16 protein-coding genes are annotated in these 15,250 nt (G+C 58.8%); 11 read left to right on the top strand and 5 right to left on the bottom strand.

The genetic code is table 11. From position 1 onward, the window contains the following. Window positions 1-125 precede the first annotated feature (125 nt). Together ACR0E6_RS06925 and ACR0E6_RS06920 are read left to right on the top strand one after the other, a co-directional pair. Complete coding sequence (locus ACR0E6_RS06925) at window positions 126-938, top strand: IclR family transcriptional regulator (RefSeq protein ID WP_480581830.1); 813 nt, start codon at window positions 126-128, stop codon at window positions 936-938. Further along, window positions 938-2,290, top strand: a complete 1,353-nt coding sequence (locus tag ACR0E6_RS06920) for an aminotransferase class III-fold pyridoxal phosphate-dependent enzyme (RefSeq protein ID WP_480581828.1) — start codon at window positions 938-940, stop codon at window positions 2,288-2,290. Before ACR0E6_RS06925 ends, ACR0E6_RS06920 begins: the two co-directional genes overlap by 1 nt. Window positions 2,291-2,302: 12 nt before the next feature. Here the strand turns inward: ACR0E6_RS06920 and hpaR are convergent, their stop codons facing one another. Then, the gene (gene hpaR / locus ACR0E6_RS06915) at window positions 2,303-2,779 is read right to left on the bottom strand and encodes a homoprotocatechuate degradation operon regulator HpaR (RefSeq protein ID WP_480581826.1); all 477 of its coding nucleotides are present in this window, start codon (window positions 2,777-2,779) and stop codon (window positions 2,303-2,305) included. 109 nt (window positions 2,780-2,888) lie between these two features. On the opposite strand from hpaR, the gene ACR0E6_RS06910 reads away from it, so the two are divergent. Genes ACR0E6_RS06910 through ACR0E6_RS06880 form a run of 7 tightly spaced genes read left to right on the top strand, consistent with a single transcriptional unit; the run spans window position 2,889 to window position 9,607 of the window. Then, window positions 2,889-3,278, top strand: a complete 390-nt coding sequence (locus ACR0E6_RS06910) for a 5-carboxymethyl-2-hydroxymuconate isomerase (protein WP_170451724.1) — start codon at window positions 2,889-2,891, stop codon at window positions 3,276-3,278. Next, window positions 3,275-4,783 (top strand): 5-carboxymethyl-2-hydroxymuconate semialdehyde dehydrogenase, encoded by a 1,509-nt coding sequence (hpaE, locus tag ACR0E6_RS06905; RefSeq protein ID WP_480581824.1) that lies wholly within the window; start codon window positions 3,275-3,277, stop codon window positions 4,781-4,783. Before ACR0E6_RS06910 ends, hpaE begins: the two co-directional genes overlap by 4 nt. A gap of 41 nt (window positions 4,784-4,824) precedes the next feature. Further along, window positions 4,825-5,808, top strand: coding sequence for a 3,4-dihydroxyphenylacetate 2,3-dioxygenase (gene hpaD, locus ACR0E6_RS06900; protein ID WP_480581821.1), 984 nt, complete (start codon window positions 4,825-4,827; stop codon window positions 5,806-5,808). Between the two features lie 10 nt (window positions 5,809-5,818). Further along, window positions 5,819-7,216 carry a pyridoxal phosphate-dependent decarboxylase family protein gene (locus ACR0E6_RS06895; protein WP_480581820.1) on the top strand — a complete coding sequence of 466 codons (1,398 nt, stop codon included), beginning with the start codon at window positions 5,819-5,821 and terminating at the stop codon, window positions 7,214-7,216. Then, the gene (locus ACR0E6_RS06890; protein ID WP_480581819.1) at window positions 7,213-8,067 is read left to right on the top strand and encodes a fumarylacetoacetate hydrolase family protein; all 855 of its coding nucleotides are present in this window, start codon (window positions 7,213-7,215) and stop codon (window positions 8,065-8,067) included. The genes ACR0E6_RS06895 and ACR0E6_RS06890 overlap by 4 nt, the downstream gene beginning before the upstream one ends. Beyond that, on the top strand, window positions 8,064-8,864 hold the full coding sequence (hpaH, locus tag ACR0E6_RS06885) for a 2-oxo-hept-4-ene-1,7-dioate hydratase (protein WP_170621516.1): 801 nt from the start codon (window positions 8,064-8,066) through the stop codon (window positions 8,862-8,864). The genes ACR0E6_RS06890 and hpaH overlap by 4 nt, the downstream gene beginning before the upstream one ends. Window positions 8,865-8,878: 14 nt before the next feature. Next, window positions 8,879-9,607, top strand: coding sequence for a metallophosphoesterase family protein (locus ACR0E6_RS06880; RefSeq protein ID WP_480581816.1), 729 nt, complete (start codon window positions 8,879-8,881; stop codon window positions 9,605-9,607). A gap of 36 nt (window positions 9,608-9,643) precedes the next feature. On the opposite strand, the gene ACR0E6_RS06875 is transcribed toward ACR0E6_RS06880, so the two are convergent. Genes ACR0E6_RS06875 through ACR0E6_RS06865 form a run of 3 tightly spaced genes read right to left on the bottom strand, consistent with a single transcriptional unit; the run spans window position 9,644 to window position 12,431 of the window. Then, on the bottom strand, window positions 9,644-9,826 hold the full coding sequence (locus ACR0E6_RS06875; protein ID WP_170451711.1) for a DUF2783 domain-containing protein: 183 nt from the start codon (window positions 9,824-9,826) through the stop codon (window positions 9,644-9,646). Window positions 9,827-9,829: 3 nt separating this feature from the next. Continuing rightward, on the bottom strand, window positions 9,830-11,443 hold the full coding sequence (locus ACR0E6_RS06870) for an FAD-dependent oxidoreductase (protein WP_480581813.1): 1,614 nt from the start codon (window positions 11,441-11,443) through the stop codon (window positions 9,830-9,832). A gap of 37 nt (window positions 11,444-11,480) precedes the next feature. After that, window positions 11,481-12,431, bottom strand: a complete 951-nt coding sequence (locus ACR0E6_RS06865; RefSeq protein WP_480581811.1) for an MBL fold metallo-hydrolase — start codon at window positions 12,429-12,431, stop codon at window positions 11,481-11,483. A 166-nt stretch (window positions 12,432-12,597) separates the two neighbouring features. Between ACR0E6_RS06865 and ACR0E6_RS06860 the strand changes: the two genes are divergently transcribed. Together ACR0E6_RS06860 and ACR0E6_RS06855 are read left to right on the top strand one after the other, a co-directional pair. Then, on the top strand, window positions 12,598-13,032 hold the full coding sequence (locus tag ACR0E6_RS06860) for a MarR family winged helix-turn-helix transcriptional regulator (protein ID WP_480581809.1): 435 nt from the start codon (window positions 12,598-12,600) through the stop codon (window positions 13,030-13,032). Window positions 13,033-13,187: 155 nt separating this feature from the next. After that, complete coding sequence (locus ACR0E6_RS06855; protein WP_480581806.1) at window positions 13,188-14,528, top strand: serine hydrolase domain-containing protein; 1,341 nt, start codon at window positions 13,188-13,190, stop codon at window positions 14,526-14,528. Between the two features lie 2 nt (window positions 14,529-14,530). On the opposite strand, the gene ACR0E6_RS06850 is transcribed toward ACR0E6_RS06855, so the two are convergent. Continuing rightward, on the bottom strand, window positions 14,531-15,205 hold the full coding sequence (locus ACR0E6_RS06850; protein ID WP_480581803.1) for a TetR/AcrR family transcriptional regulator: 675 nt from the start codon (window positions 15,203-15,205) through the stop codon (window positions 14,531-14,533). Between the last annotated feature and the right edge of the window lie 45 nt (window positions 15,206-15,250).

Raw genomic sequence — 15,250 nt, 5'->3', positions numbered from 1 at the left:
TATCAAAAAGTGTCTGATCAAATACCGACACTTGTCAATATTGATTTTCTATTGACTGACGTGGAAACCAGACAAAAATATCTGATACCATTGGTTCAAATATTAAACCGATCAAAAGGCAGCAGATGGGAACGATCACAAAAGCTTTGGACTTACTGTCCCTGTTCGCGCGCGACCGCGTGGAAATCGGTCTGGGTGAGTTTGTGCGCCTTACCGGTCGCGACAAGGCGACGGTTCATCGCCACCTGACCGAGCTTGCGGAAAACGGCTATCTGGAGCAACACTCTGACACGCGCGCCTATCGGCTTGGTCCGGCGCTGCTGCGCCTGTCGGCATTGCGTGAGGCGGCGTTCCCGGTGCGAAAGCTGTTGCAGCCCATCGTGTCCGAATTGTCCGAAGCCGTTGGCGAACTGGCCCATGCCAGCCTGCTGCAGGGTGATGCGCTGTCGTCGGTCGCCCACGCTGACCCCGCCCTGCACGGCATTCAGGTGAACTTTGACATTGCCGAGATGTTGCCCCTGCACGCGACATCGTCCGGCATCGCGGCCCTGGCTTTTTGCCCCGAGGATTGGCAAGCCCGCGTCATGGCACGGCCCTTGTCGAAATATACCGACCAAACGATCTCGGACCCGGCGGACCTGAAAGGCATGATCGACCGCGTCCGGCGGTTCGGCGTGGCGTCAGTCACCGGTGGGTTTGATGAAGGGGTCACGTCGGTCGGATGCCCCGTCTTCGGCGAAGGTGGGCGCGTTCTGGGCGCTTTGGCCGTTGCCGTCCCAAGCGTGCGGGCCAGGCCGGAGAAACTGCGCGACATTGCCCAAATGCTTTTGAATGAGGCCGACCGCGCCTCGACTGCGCTGGGCGGTGCGTTTCCACAAGGGTTCGAAGCCCTGCCGCCGGGCTGGGGCGATGAAACCAAGACACAACAGGTGATGTGATGAAGGACAGCAATTTCCTGAAAGAAAACAACGCGCGCCACCTGTGGCACCCGATGGCGCATCCGGCGGACAGCCTTGCAAAACCGCCTGACATTATCGTCGGCGGTGACGGTGTGCGCATCACAGATGTGGATGGGAATACGGTTGTCGATGGGGTCGGGGGGCTATGGAACGTAAACCTTGGGTATTCGTGCCAGCCGGTGAAAGATGCAATTTCCCAACAGCTGGACAGGCTGCCCTATTATTCGATTTTCCGGGGCACTACCAATGATCTGGTCATAGAACTCAGCTGGATGCTGCGCGAATTCTTTGCCCCGGACGGGCTGTCGCGCGCCTTCTTTACATCCGGCGGGTCGGATGGCGTTGAAATCGCGCTGCGCCTTGCACGGCAATATCATAAGGTGCGTGGCGAGGCCGGGCGCGTCAAATTCCTGAGCCTCAAGAAAGGCTATCATGGCACCCATACGTTGGGCGCATCGGTGAACGGTAACCCGAATTTCCGAACGCAGTACGAACCGCTGATGCCCGGCTGCCATCACATTCCATCGCCCTATACCTATCGCAATCCGTTTGGCGAAACCGATCCGGAAAACCTGGCGCAACTGTGCCTTGCGGCGCTTGAGGATGAGATCAGGTTTCAGGACCCTTCAACCATAACCGCAATGATCATGGAACCGGTTCTTGGGGCGGGTGGGGTGATCCCGCCGCATGAAACCTTTATGCCCGGCGTGCGCGAGATCTGCTCGAAATACGGTATCCTGCTGATCGCGGATGAAGTGATCACAGCCTATGGCCGGACGGGGGCGTGGAGCGGATCGCGCCGCTTTGGCGTCAAGCCCGACATGGCGGTCACGGCGAAGGCCATAACCAATGGGTATTTCCCGTTCGGTGCCGTGATGATTAGCGATGCGGTGGCTGACGTGTTCGAAGGTGACCGCTCGGGCAAGGCGGCAATCGGGTCGGGGTATACCTATTCCGGCCATCCCGTGGGTGCGGCTGCCGCGATTGCGTGCCTGAAGGAAACCGAACGTCTGAACGTCAAGGACAACGCCGCGCAGCGTGGGGCGCAATTGCATGCGGGCCTTCAGGCGCTGGGCGAGACATACGACCTGATCGGCGATGTGCGCGGGGGGTATGGCCTGATGTGCGCGTTAGAGCTGGTTTCGGACAGAACCACCAAAACGCCCATCGACAAGGCCACGATCGGCAAGGTGCAAAAAACGGCCTATGAGGCCGGGGCCATGGTGCGTGTGTCGGGAAACAACATCATTCTGTCCCCGCCGCTGGTGCTGGGCGAAGAGGACGTGAACACTTTGATTTCGGCGTTGGGCAAAGGGCTGGGGGCAGTTTGATGCCCCGGCCTTTCAAGGGGTTGAATCCTGATCTTCAATCGCAACGGCAAGCTTTCGCAGCAGCGCCAACAGGGTGTCGTGATCGTTATCCCCAAGGATGCTTCGGTAATGGGAGGCGATGTCCGAGGCCTCGGCCATATGATCATCAATGATCGCTTGCCCTGCAGCCGTGATCGCAATGTGCTGGCGACGGCGGTCTGTCGCGTCGGCCTCACGGGATACGAGCCCGGCTTTCTCCATCGAATGCACAATCCGGCTGAGGCTTGGCGACATCAGCGCCGCGCGATTGGCCAACATGCCGGCGTCCATCTTTCCGCCCTCGCTGAGCACGCGCAGAACGCGCCATTGCTGTTCGGTGATGCCCGCCTTGGCCAACATCTTGCGGATCGGGGCCATTACGGCCTCACGCGCGCGGATCAGCGACACCGGAAGTGACTGCGCCGTCGGGGGCAGGGCGGTGGGTTTTTTGGTTCGCGATGTGTCTGGCAATTGTCCGATCCCAAAATTACATCACATGTTAAATAAATTGTTTGACTCGAGACCGCAACGTTCGATAGGTATAATATTACTTAACATATCAAATAAAATGGATTGAGACGTGCCGCATATCCACATCGAATATTCCGCAAACCTGGAACAGGTCGTGGATATGGCCGGGCTGTGTGATGCGTTAAGGCAATCTGCGGCCCGGATCGACGCCTTGCCCATGCCCGGTTTGCGTGTGCGGGCGATCCGCGTCGATCATTATTCCATCGCGGATGGCGATCCCAAACACGGGTTTGTCGACATATCGGTCCGCCTGCGCGAAGGACGGGCGGATGAGGTCAAGCAGAACGTCATCAAGCAGATTTTCGACACCGCGCGGGTCTTTCTGAAACCCGCAATGGACACGCATTCAATCGCTTTGTCGTCTGAATTGCGGGACATCGACGCTGGTCTATCGCCCAAATTCGGCACGATCCGCGACCATCTGGAGGATCCGAAATGAGCAGTTTGGAGCAGAACCTGGAAAAGCTGAACGGGTTGCTGGCGCGGTTCCGGAAGAATGGGATCAGGAACCGGATTGCGGGCGAGGATCGGGACGGGTCCGCAGGCAGGTTCCAAACCACGTCTCCGGTCGACAAAAGCGTGATTTGCGAGGTTGCCCAGGGCAATGCGGACGATATCGACGCTGCGGCCAATGCTGCGGTAGATGCCTTTCCCCAATGGCGTGACATGCCCGCAACCGAACGACGCGAAATCCTGATCCGTGTGGCCGAAGGCATTGGGGCGCGCGCTGAGGAGATCGCCTTGTGCGAATGCTGGGACACCGGACAGGCGTTGAAATTCATGTCGAAGGCCGCACTGCGCGGGGCCGAGAACTTTCGCTATTTTGCGGATCAGGTTGTGCAGGCGCGGGATGGTCAGCATCTGAAATCGCCGACGCTGATGAACATCACCACGCGCGTCCCGATTGGCCCGGTCGGTGTGATCACGCCCTGGAACACGCCCTTCATGCTGTCCACGTGGAAAATCGCACCGGCGCTGGCGGCCGGGTGCACAGTGGTTCACAAACCGGCCGAGGCCAGCCCGCTGACGGCAAGGCTGTTGGTCGAAATCGCGGAAGAGGCCGGTCTGCCAAAAGGCGTTTTGAACACGGTGAACGGTTTTGGCGAAGAGGCGGGAAAGGCGCTGTGCGAACATCCGAAAATTCGCGCCATCGCCTTTGTGGGCGAAAGCCGCACGGGCAGCCTGATCACCAAACAGGGGGCAGACACGCTCAAACGCAACCATCTGGAGCTGGGCGGCAAGAACCCGGTTATCGTGTTTGACGATGCCGATCTGGACCGCGCGCTGGATGCGGTGATCTTCATGATCTATTCGATCAACGGCGAGCGCTGCACCTCCTCCTCGCGTTTGCTGGTGCAGGATACGATCAAGGATGCCTTTGAGGCCAAGCTTGTTGAGCGCGTGAACAAGATCAAGGTCGGCCACCCGCTGGACCCGGCGACCGAGATCGGACCGCTGGTGACCGAGGAACATTTCAACAAGGTCACCAGTTACTTTGAGATCGCGAAAGAGGATGGGGCGACCATCGCCGCGGGCGGAACGACAGTCGGGGAGACCGGCTATTTTGTACGACCGACCCTTTTCACCAACGCAAACAACCAGATGCGCATCGCGCGCGAGGAAATCTTTGGCCCCGTTCTGACCGCCATTCCATTCTCGACCGAGGATGAGGCGCTGCAAATCGCCAACGACACGCCCTATGGTCTGACGGGCTATGTCTGGACCAACGACCTGACCCGCGCCTTGCGTTTCACCGACAAGCTTGAGGCCGGGATGATCTGGGTGAACTCGGAAAACGTCCGCCATCTGCCGACGCCGTTCGGTGGTGTCAAAGCCTCGGGCATCGGTCGGGACGGCGGCGATTGGAGCTTTGAGTTCTACATGGAACAAAAGCACATCGGCTTTGCCACCGGTCAGCACAAGATCACCCGCCTTGGGACCTGACACGCGTCGCCCTGACAATCCAAAGCACTTAGGAGTTTGAAATGCCTGTACCCGCTCCGAACCTCTACCCGGATTTCAACACGATCCGCCTGAGCCATGTTTGCCTGAACGTTAAGGATCTGGCGGTATCCAGGGCGTTTTATGTTGACATGTTCGGCCTGCAGGTGGCGCATGAATCCGACACTCACATCTACCTGCGCGCGCTGGAAGAGCGTGGGCATCACAGCGTGGTTCTGCAGAAATCCGACGCGCCCGGTACGGTCGATGTCATGGGGTTAAAAGTCTTTGATGAGGCTGATCTTGATCGCGCCGAAGCCTGGTTTCAGGCCAAGGGTCGCCCGACGGAGTGGATCGAACGCCCGTTTCAGGGGCGCACCCTGCTGACCTCGGACAATATCGGTATCCCGTTGGAATTCTATAACAGGATGGACAGGCTGCCGACGATCCATCAGGACTATGCCCGGTATCATGGCGTGCGTCCCTTGCGGATTGACCATTTCAACTGTTTCAGCCCAAACGTCGATCACAGCGTCGCCTTCTACAGCGACATGGGGTTCCGGGTCACGGAGTACACCGAAGACGAAGACAGCAAGCGGTTGTGGGCAGCGTGGTTGCATCGCAAAGGCGGTGTACATGACATGGCCTTTACCAACGGCACCGGGCCTCGCATGCACCATGTGGCGTTCTGGGTCGCCAACCCGATGCACATCATCGATCTTCTGGATGTCATGTCGACCACGGGTTATGTCGAAAACATTGAACGCGGGCCGGGACGGCACGGTATTTCCAACGCGTTCTTTCTGTATATCCTTGACCCGGATGGGCACCGGATCGAAATCTACAGCTCGGATTATCAGACACTGGACCCCGATCATGAACCGCTGAAATGGGATCTGAAAGACCCGCAGCGGCAAACCCTTTGGGGTGCGCCCGCACCGCGCAGCTGGTTCGAACATGGGTCACGGTTCACAGGCGTTGACGTGGCCAAGGCGGATCTGAACGCCACCCCGATTATCGCACCCTGAGGAGGCGGGAATGGACTGGGACGAGTTTAGCCACTGGGGCAAACGCATATCCGACTGGGCCGCGGATTATCACAAGACTTTGCCCGACCTGCCGGTGAGGGCACAAACCGCACCGGGTGAGATTGCCGCGCAACTGCCCCAGCAGCCGCCCGAGCATGCGCAGGCCATGGACACCATCATGGCCGATTTCGAGCGGATCGTGATGCCGGGAATGACCCATTGGCAGCACCCGCGTTTCTTTGCCTATTTCCCGGCCAATGCCGCGCCGCCGTCGATGCTGGCCGAGATGCTGGTGACCACAATCGCGGCGCAGTGCATGTTGTGGCAGACCTCTCCGGCCGCGACCGAGGTCGAAGGGGTTATGGTTGACTGGCTCCGGCAGGCGCTGGGCTTGCCAGAAGGCATGACCGGGGTCATTCAGGACAGCGCGTCCTCGGCCACCTTGTCGGCGGTGCTGACCATGCGCGAACGGGCCACGGGCTTTACCGGCAATCGTGACGGGTTGAACACCAAGGGCGCGCTGCGGATTTATTGCTCGGATCAGGTGCATTCGTCGATTGACCGGGCCTGTTGGGTTGCAGGCATCGGTCAGGACAATCTGGTCAAACTGCCCGCGCATGGCCCCACCTTTGCGATTGATCCAGATGCGCTGGAGGCCGCAATCCAGCGCGACATCGCCGCCGGTCATATGCCCGCCGGGATCATTGCCATCACCGGGGGCACCGGGGTGGGGGCATGCGATGATCTCAATGCGGTTGCCGATGTGGCGCAGAAACACGACCTCTACACCCATCTGGATGCGGCATGGGCAGGGTCGGCCATGATCTGCCCTGAATTTCGTCAGGCGTTTTGGTCCGGGGCCGACCGCTATGACAGCATCGTTTTCAACCCCCATAAATGGCTGGGCGCGCAGTTCGATTGTGCGATCCAGTTCCTGAAGGACGCCACACCGCAACTCAATACACTGAAGATTGAGCCCGAATACCTCAAAACCACGGGGGCAGAGGTCACGAATTACTCGGAATGGACGATCCCCTTGGGGCGCAGGTTCCGGGCGCTGAAGATCTGGTTCCTGTTGCGCTCATACGGGTTGGAGGGGTTGCGCACCCGCATCCGTAACCATGTCGCCTGGGCTGCTGAACTTGCCGAGGTAATTGGCGCGATGGAGGGGTTTGAGGTGACGACGGGCCCGATCCTCAGCCTGTTTTCCTTCCGTTGTCCCGGCGATGATGAGATACAGCAGCGATTGGTGGATGCGCTGAACGATGATGGCCGGATTTACCTGACCCAAGGTCTGTTCGACGGTCGCAAGATCATCCGCTTTCAGGTGGGGCAATTCGATACAACGCGCGAAGACGTGCTGATGGCGGCAGACGTCATCCGTGACGTCTGGGGAAAGATTACATGAAGTTTGCCACCTACACAGCAGATAACAGGACGTTTTTTGGGCCCATAACCGACAACGGCGCTATCGCTCTGAACGATGCGTTCCCGGACTGCGCCAGTCTGTATGAGGTGATCGCCTCGGGTGCATTCGGGCAGTTGGCCAAAGCTGCCGAGGGCAAGCCCGTCACCCATACCGAGTTCACCTATGAGATGGTGATGCCGGATGCGCGCCGTATCCTATGTGTTGGGGTGAACTTTCCGGACCGAAATGCGGAATACAAGGACGGCAGCGCGCAGCCCAAATACATGTCGTTGTTTCCGCGCTTTGCCAGCGGCTTTACCGGCCATGACCGTCCATTGATCCGACCGCCCGAAAACCACACGCTGGATTATGAAGGCGAGGTTGCAATTGTGATCGGCAAGGGAGGGCGCAGGATCGTTCAGCAAGACGCTTATGACCATATCGCGGCGTTGACCCTGTGCAATGAAGGCACGATCCGGGATTGGGTGCGGCATGCCAAGTTCAATGTCACGCAAGGCAAGAACTGGGATAAATCGGGGGCAATCGGCCCGTGGCTGGTACCCTTCACAGATGCGGCGCAACTGGATGACGCCCGCATCCAGACCCGCGTGAATGGTGAGCTACGGCAGGATGATACGCTGAACCGCATGATGTTCCCGATCCGGCGCGAGATCGAATATATTTCGACCTTCATGACCTTGCAGCCCGGCGATATCATCGTCACCGGCACCCCCACCGGCGCGGGCGCGCGGTTCGATCCGCCAAGATACCTGGTGCCCGGCGACGTCATAGAGGTGTCGGTCGACGGCATCGGCACCCTGCGCAACACGGTCGAGGATGAACAGGTATGACCCCCGAAGATCACGACCGCGCCGCTGCCGACTTGTTGCAGGCTGAACGGACGCGCGAACAGATCGGGTTGCTGAGCCTGCGCCACCCCGAGATGGGCATGGACGACGCCTATGAGGTGCAAAAGGCGATCTACCGTCAGAAACTGGCCGAAGGGCGCAGGGTGATTGGCTGGAAGATCGGGCTGACCTCGAAAGCGATGCAATATGCGTTAAATATCGACATCCCCGACAGCGGGATTTTGTTCGATGATATGGCGTTCGAAAATGGCAGCACTGTCCCGGCAGGACGTTTCATCCAACCCCGGATCGAGGCCGAGATTGCCTTTGTCATGCATTCCGCCGTGGGGGGCGAGGACGTTTCTCGTGAGGACATCATCGCCGCCACGGATTACGTCGTACCGTCCATCGAAATCCTCGACACCCGTATTCAGCGGGTGGATCCCGAGACCGGCAAGGCGCGCACGGTGTTTGACACGATCAGCGACAACGCGGCAAATGCAGGCGTCGTGTTGGGCGATGAACGCCATGCAATTGGTGCGTTTGATTTGCGTTGGGTGGGCGCAATGACTTTCCGCAATGGCGAGATTGAGGAAACAGGGTTGGGGGCTGGTGTCTTGAACGATCCTATCGAAAGCGTTGTCTGGCTAGCCCGCCGTATGGCGCAGTTCGGCCAAAGCATCGAACCGGGTCAGGTCATCTTGTCCGGCAGCTTCATCCGACCTGTCGAATGCCCGTCAGGCGCCGACATCCACGCCGATTTCGGCGCGTTTGGCTCGGTCGATATTTCTTTCGCCTGAACGGAGCGTAACAGATGCCCGATCCGATCTACGCAATAGGCGACATTCACGGTCAATTTGGGATGCTGGAGGACGCCCTGGCGCGGATCGAACGCGACGGCGGCCCCGATGCCAAAGTGGTGTTCATTGGCGATTACACCGACCGGGGGCCACAAAGCCGTGAGGTTCTGGATTTACTGATCAAAGGGCAGGCCGAGGGCAGGAACTGGACGTTCCTGCGCGGCAATCACGACCAGATGTATGCGATGTTCTTGGAGGATTATCCGCGCAACGATGCCCGTCTGCTGGTCGGGTATCATTGGCTGCATCCCCGGATCGGAGGTGCCGAGACATTGCAGTCTTACGGGCTAGGGGTAGAGGACGGAGATCGCATCTATCAGGTTCACGCTCAGGCGAAACAGGCGGTGCCACAGGCGCATATCGACTTTATGAATCAGTTGCAACCCTACCACCTGACCACCGATGTGCTGTTTGTCCATGCAGGCATTCGACCCGGTGTGCCATTAAAGCAGCAGGACCCCGACGACCTGATCTGGATCCGCGATGAGTTTCTGGATCACGAAAGCCAGCATCCGTGGCTGGTGGTACACGGCCACAGCCACGTGTCTGCGCCGGATCACCGGGGTAATCGGATCAATATCGACACCGGTGCAGGCTATGGCCACCCGCTGACTGCGGTGGTGTTCGAAGGCACGGACTGTTGGGTGCTCGAAGCTCAGGGCCGCAATCGACTGGTGCCCTAAGCTGTATTTCGGATCTGTCGCCGGGTCTGACGCTTTTCAAGCAGCGGCTTGCAGGGCCTGCCTGAGCGTTTCGTGATCCCCAATATGATTGGCCAGCACAAGGATCAGTCGGGCGTTCAGCGCTTCGCTATCCTCATCCGACAGCCCGTCATGGGCCGCGATCAGATCGGCGTAGAAATCATCCGGTGATGGCAGGTTTGGCTCGGTAATCAACGGCATCTGCTATTCCTTTCCGCAGGCTTTGCGAACGGCCGCGCGCGTCGCCGCCTCATCAAACGCCACCCAACGGGCCGCTACATGCTGATCTGGGCGGATCAGATAAACGGCCTGTTGGTTCGATCCCAGATAGCGGGCGGTCAGGGTATCGGTCGCCTCGACAAAGACCGTGCGCACGGCGATCCCATCCACGTCCAGTTGTGCCGGTGCATCCGTGTTGATCGCCAGAAGAACAAATTCATCCCCAAGCCGGTCGAGCAGGAAGCCATCGCCCAAGGGCGCGTCAACACAGGTCGCACCGACGCGCGTTCCACTTGGGCCGTCGGGCAGGGCATCCTCGCCGTTCAGGGATGAATGATCATAGGTGCAAGGCACGGACAACCGCCCCGAATTGACCAGTGGCCGGGCAAAGCTGTGCGTTTCGGCCAGCTTCAAGACTGCATCGCGAAACCTTTTGCTGGTTTTGGACTTCGGGGTGATGAAATCGGTCGAACGGGTCGAGTTGAGGATATTCTCATCCGCCGCAAACACCCGTTCCTGATCATAGCTGTCCAGCAGGCTGTCCGGAGCCTTGCCCGCAATCACAAGGCCAAGCTTCCAGCCCAGATTGTCCACATCCTGCATCCCCGAATTGGCCCCGCGCGCCCCGAACGGGGACACCTGATGCGCTGAATCTCCTGCAAAGATCACCCGGCCATGGCGGAAGTTCTGCATGCGGCGGCACTGGAAGGTGTAGATTGACGACCAGACTAGTTCATATTCGACGTCGTCGCCCAGCATCGCATCCAGCCGCTTGCGGATGTTTTCCTCTTTCAGCTCCTCTTTGCGGTCCACGTCCCAGCCGATCTGAAAATCCACGCGCCAGACATCATCGGGCTGTTTGTGCAGCAGGGTCGAGGCACCGGATTTGAAGTAAGGCTCGAACCAGAACCAGCGTTCTGTCGGGAACTCGGCGGTTTTCATCCTGATATCGGCGATCAGGAAGCTGTCCTGAAACACGTGCCCCTCGAACACCAGATCAAGCATGTCCCGCGTCGGGGACCCCGCGCCGTCGCAGGCGATTAGCCAATCCGCCTCGATCTGGTAAAGGCCATCCGGGGTTTCTACGGAAAGGGTCACGTGGTCGTCTTTGGTATCAATCGCTTCAACCCGGTTCTTGCCGCGGATTTCGATGGGCGCTCCGCGCTCCTGTTCGGCACAGATGGCCTCGAAGATGAACTTCTCGAAATAGGGCTGTTGCAGGTTGATGAACGCCGGGTTGCGGTGGCCGCTTTCGGGCAGAAGGTTGAACTCATAGACCTGATGGTCGTCCTGAAACACCTTGCCGACGTTCCAGACCACGCCCTTATCCAGCATCGGTGCGCCGCACCCGTAGCGGTCTGTGATCTCCAGCGTTCGCTTGGCAAAGCAGATCGCGCGGCTGCCCATGCCGATCCCTTCGTGATCGTCCAGAACCAGCGCGGGAATGCCTTGCCGTCCCAGATCCAGCGCCATGGCCAGCCCGATCGGACCGCCGCCGACGATAACAACCGGATGGCGCCTGGCATGTGGTGCGTTCTGATCAGCGGATTTCCGATAGGGATAAAGCCGGAACGCGAGCGAATATCTGTCCTGAAGCATCTGAATACCTGACGTGCCGAATTGGGGTGTAATCGGATCAGCCTTGCAACTGCTCCCACATCTCCAGATCGCGTTTGTCGGTCCAGATACGGGGATGCGCGATGCCCCGGGCTTCGTCATAGGCGCGGCTGACGTTGAAGGGCAGGCAGTGTTCGTAGATGGCGTAGTCCTTGAACTTGGGGTCGCAGGCGTCGCGAACGGCGTCCCACGCGTCTTTGAGCGTTCCGCCCTTCATCGCCACGCGCTGGGCCGGGGTGTAGGTCGAATTCACAAAATCCCGCGTGCTTTCGATGGCGCGCTCCACCGCCTCATTGCCCACCAATGCCGCACCACGACCCGGCGCGATTGCGTCCACGTCATAGGCCTTGATCGCGTCGAGCGTTCCGCCCCAATCCGCGAAATGCCCGTCGCCGCAATAACAGGCCGAATGATCTTCGACGATATCGCCGGTGAACATCACATTCTGGTCGGGCACATGGATCACCGCGTCACCTGCCGTATGGGCCCGGCCGATCTGTTTGATGTCCACGCGGCGATTGCCCAGATGGACGGTCATGCTTTCGCTGAAGGTCGTTGTGGGCCATGTCAGGCCGGGGATGCTTTCGTGTCCTTCGAACAGGCGCGGGAAGCGCTGGAATTCGCTATCCCAATCCTCTTGCCCGCGTTCGACAACCATCGAGCGGGCGACATCGGACATGATGATTTGCTGCGCATTAAAGGCCGACGCGCCCAGCACCCGAACGGCATGATAGTGAGTCAGCACAACGTGGGTGATCGGTTTGTCGGTCACGGTCCGGACGCATTCGATCACTTTGTTGGCTAGGCGTGGGGTGGCCTGCGCCTCGACAATCATGACGCTGTCATCACCGATGATGACGCCAGAATTCGGGTCGCCCTCGGCGGTAAACGCGTAGAGTCCTTCGCCAATCTCATCAAAAGTGATTGTCTTTTCGGTCAGATCGCCTTGCGATGCAAATGCCTTGGCCACGAGGATCGGTCCTTTTGCTGTTTTGACGAAGAAGGCCCCGGGGCGCTTCTGGTCCGAGTGTATAGGAAATTGCCTCAGATAATCGTTGCATTTGCAACGGTGTCAATATTTTTGTTGCATTTGCAATGAATATTTAGCCTCCATACGGAAAAGAGGACGTTGCCGGATGACGCCAAACACTTTGCCCGAGTTCGATCTGGAGAAATACCTGCCGTACCGCCTGACGGTCCTGGCTGCGCGTCTGAGTATGGACATGGCGCAGCAGTATAAAAGTGAGTTTGGCATTTCGATTCCCGAGTGGCGGGTTCTTGTAAATATCGGATACGCAGAGAACTTATCGGTTCGGGACATCGAAAAACGGGTCAGTTTGGAAAAATCGATGGTCAGCCGGGCAGCGGCGCGGTTAGAGGCGCGCGGGCTTGTTTCCAAGACGGTCGACACCAAGGACCGGCGTCTGGTGAAGCTTGAATTGACCGAAGAGGGGGCCTTGGTCCTTGGTAAACTGATCCCGATCGCCTCGGCCTTTCAGGCAGATCTGGAGCGCAAGCTTGGGGCGGAAAAAGATGCGCTTTTTTCCGCGCTGGATAGGTTGGTGGATTGAAGGCCGTTGGCCTTTTTGGCGCAACGCGGCAGGAAGGACGTGGCCGCGCCCCGGGAAAAACGCAACGGAACTGTGGCCAGTTGCGTGCTCTTATACTCTAGTCAAACCAGGTATCGGGTTCAGAGGAGCGCCGGGCACACCGGCTGATAGGGGCGATGTTGGTAAAGGCGGCAAAGATCTTCGCGGGCGCGGCAGTCGTCGGCGCACTCGGTCTGACAGGGTATCTTTTGATTGCGCCACCCGATTTGCTGAAGGTCGGCACGAACTACTCGGCCAAGATCGTCTGTTCCAACGTGTTCATCGCGGGGCGCGATCCGGATGAGGTTCTGTCGGTTGACGTGCAAGCCCCCGGGCATCCATTGCTGCGGCAAGTCTCGATCAAAGTGGACCGCGAAGCGCAAAGCGTCGAGGCACGGATTTTCCGGTTCTTTGCGCCTGCAACTTCTCAATACCGCGAGGGGTTGGGGTGTACGAACCTGCACACATCCGAACTCAGCGACAAAGCCCTTGCTGCGTCGCCGTCATTGCCGGACGGCATCTGGCCGCAGGGAAACCGCGTACACCCGTCTCAAGATGCTGAAATAGAACGCATTCTGTCCGACGAGACCTTGCTTGGCGAAGGGTATCGCGCTGTCGTTGTCGTGCGAGATGGTCGCATCGTTGGGGAAAGCTATGCGCCGGGTTTCGACGAAAACACCCCACTGCTGGGATGGTCCATGACCAAGACCGTGACGGCGGGCCTAATTGGTACGTTGATACAGTCCGGCCAGATGGCGTTGGATGATAAACTGATCGACAGTTTCCCCGAATGGGCCGGTGACAGCCGCAGGGACATCACTGTCGCGTATATGTTGTCGATGACAAGCGGACTGGAGTGGAACGAAGAATATGGGGATGTTTCTGACGTCACCAGAATGCTCTATCTGCGTGATGACATGGCCGGATTTGCGGCCGGTCGTCCAGCAGAGAGCGAAATTGGTACCGACTTCAACTATTCTTCCGGAACATCCACCGCATTGTCCCGCGTGTGGCAAGACGCGGTTGGGGACGAGGCGCTAAGCTATCCAAAGGAGGCATTGTTTGAGCCATTGGGCATGACCTCGGTCGTGATGGAAACAGATGCTGCGGATACGTTTGTCGGGTCCAGCTATATGTACGCTACGGCGCGGGATTGGGCGCGGTTTGGGCAGTTTTTGCTGCAAAAGGGCGTCTGGGACAGGCAGCAGATACTGCCCGAGGGATTTACGGATTGGATGTTTGAGCCGGTGGCCGCGTCGAATGGTGCCTATGCCAAAGGGCACATTTGGATCGAGGCACCGGGTGGCGTGCCGTCCTTCGAAGATTCGGTCTGGTTGCAAGGCCACGACGGACAAACCATCGGCATTTTCCCGTCCCATGACATGGTCGTTGTCCGGCTGGGCCTGACGCCTTCGAAACTGGGGTATTCCTCGCTGCCTTTGGCGCAGGAACTGATTGCGGCCTTTGCAGAAAACTAACTTTATAGGGGGAGGTTCTGATCCACGCTGCTGAGAATGCCAGCCTCACAGAATCTCAGCAGATTTTGGATCAAGTCGTCAGACTGCGGTTCGTCACCCATGCCGCCGAGCGCGGCAATCCGCCAGTCAGAGGTGCAGAGCGCCAGCATGGACGACACCGCGAACACCAGCGCGCCAGCGACGCGCGCCGGGTCCGCGCCGGGGAAGCGCGCGCAAAGCAACTGCACGACACGTGTGGCCACCGGATCGAAATGCGTATTGGCCAGCGCGCGCCAACGGGTGTCAGCTGAAACGATTGCCACAATGCGCGCATAGGCCAGCCACTGAGGATCGCCGCCAAAGGCGCGGGTCACAAGTGGCAGCATGAAGGCTGACATCAGGTCGCCAATGCTCCAGTCCTGCTGAGCCTCAAGCGCTCTGATAGACGCAAGGCGTTCTTCCGACAACTCGGCGGCCCGACGCGCCACGATACGCTCGAACAACTCGTCTTTCGGGCCACCGTGAAAGTTCACGCTGGCCTTTTGAACCCGCGCCCGTTCGGCAATGTCCCGGATCGATGCCCCTTCGAATCCCCGTTCTGCAAAAACCAGCTCGGCGGCGTCCAGGATTCGGTCCCTCGCGGCAAGCGATCGCTGCGAGGGTGCTCTTTTTCTTTCTTTTACAGCATGTTGGGCCATCTCAAAAACCAGTTTGCCTTATTTCGAACGTTCGTTCAAGATAAT

The sequence above is a fragment of the Ruegeria sp. AP12 genome (genome assembly GCF_056540025.1).
Note: the sequence above shows the minus strand (reverse complement) of the source record. Positions and strands in the feature narration are given on the sequence as shown.

What these genes read in the sequence shown, in the direction of transcription:
- ACR0E6_RS06925 (WP_480581830.1), top strand. Translation starts at nt 126, where the DNA reads ATGGGAACGATCACAAAAGCTTTGGACTTACTGTCCCTGTTCGCGCGC.
- ACR0E6_RS06920 (WP_480581828.1), top strand. Translation starts at nt 938, where the DNA reads ATGAAGGACAGCAATTTCCTGAAAGAAAACAACGCGCGCCACCTGTGG.
- hpaE (WP_480581824.1), top strand. Translation starts at nt 3,275, where the DNA reads ATGAGCAGTTTGGAGCAGAACCTGGAAAAGCTGAACGGGTTGCTGGCG.
- hpaD (WP_480581821.1), top strand. Translation starts at nt 4,825, where the DNA reads ATGCCTGTACCCGCTCCGAACCTCTACCCGGATTTCAACACGATCCGC.
- ACR0E6_RS06895 (WP_480581820.1), top strand. Translation starts at nt 5,819, where the DNA reads ATGGACTGGGACGAGTTTAGCCACTGGGGCAAACGCATATCCGACTGG.
- ACR0E6_RS06890 (WP_480581819.1), top strand. Translation starts at nt 7,213, where the DNA reads ATGAAGTTTGCCACCTACACAGCAGATAACAGGACGTTTTTTGGGCCC.
- hpaH (WP_170621516.1), top strand. Translation starts at nt 8,064, where the DNA reads ATGACCCCCGAAGATCACGACCGCGCCGCTGCCGACTTGTTGCAGGCT.
- ACR0E6_RS06880 (WP_480581816.1), top strand. Translation starts at nt 8,879, where the DNA reads ATGCCCGATCCGATCTACGCAATAGGCGACATTCACGGTCAATTTGGG.
- ACR0E6_RS06875 (WP_170451711.1), bottom strand. Translation starts at nt 9,826, where the DNA reads ATGCCGTTGATTACCGAGCCAAACCTGCCATCACCGGATGATTTCTAC.
- ACR0E6_RS06870 (WP_480581813.1), bottom strand. Translation starts at nt 11,443, where the DNA reads ATGCTTCAGGACAGATATTCGCTCGCGTTCCGGCTTTATCCCTATCGG.
- ACR0E6_RS06860 (WP_480581809.1), top strand. Translation starts at nt 12,598, where the DNA reads ATGACGCCAAACACTTTGCCCGAGTTCGATCTGGAGAAATACCTGCCG.
- ACR0E6_RS06855 (WP_480581806.1), top strand. Translation starts at nt 13,188, where the DNA reads ATGTTGGTAAAGGCGGCAAAGATCTTCGCGGGCGCGGCAGTCGTCGGC.
- ACR0E6_RS06850 (WP_480581803.1), bottom strand. Translation starts at nt 15,205, where the DNA reads ATGGCCCAACATGCTGTAAAAGAAAGAAAAAGAGCACCCTCGCAGCGA.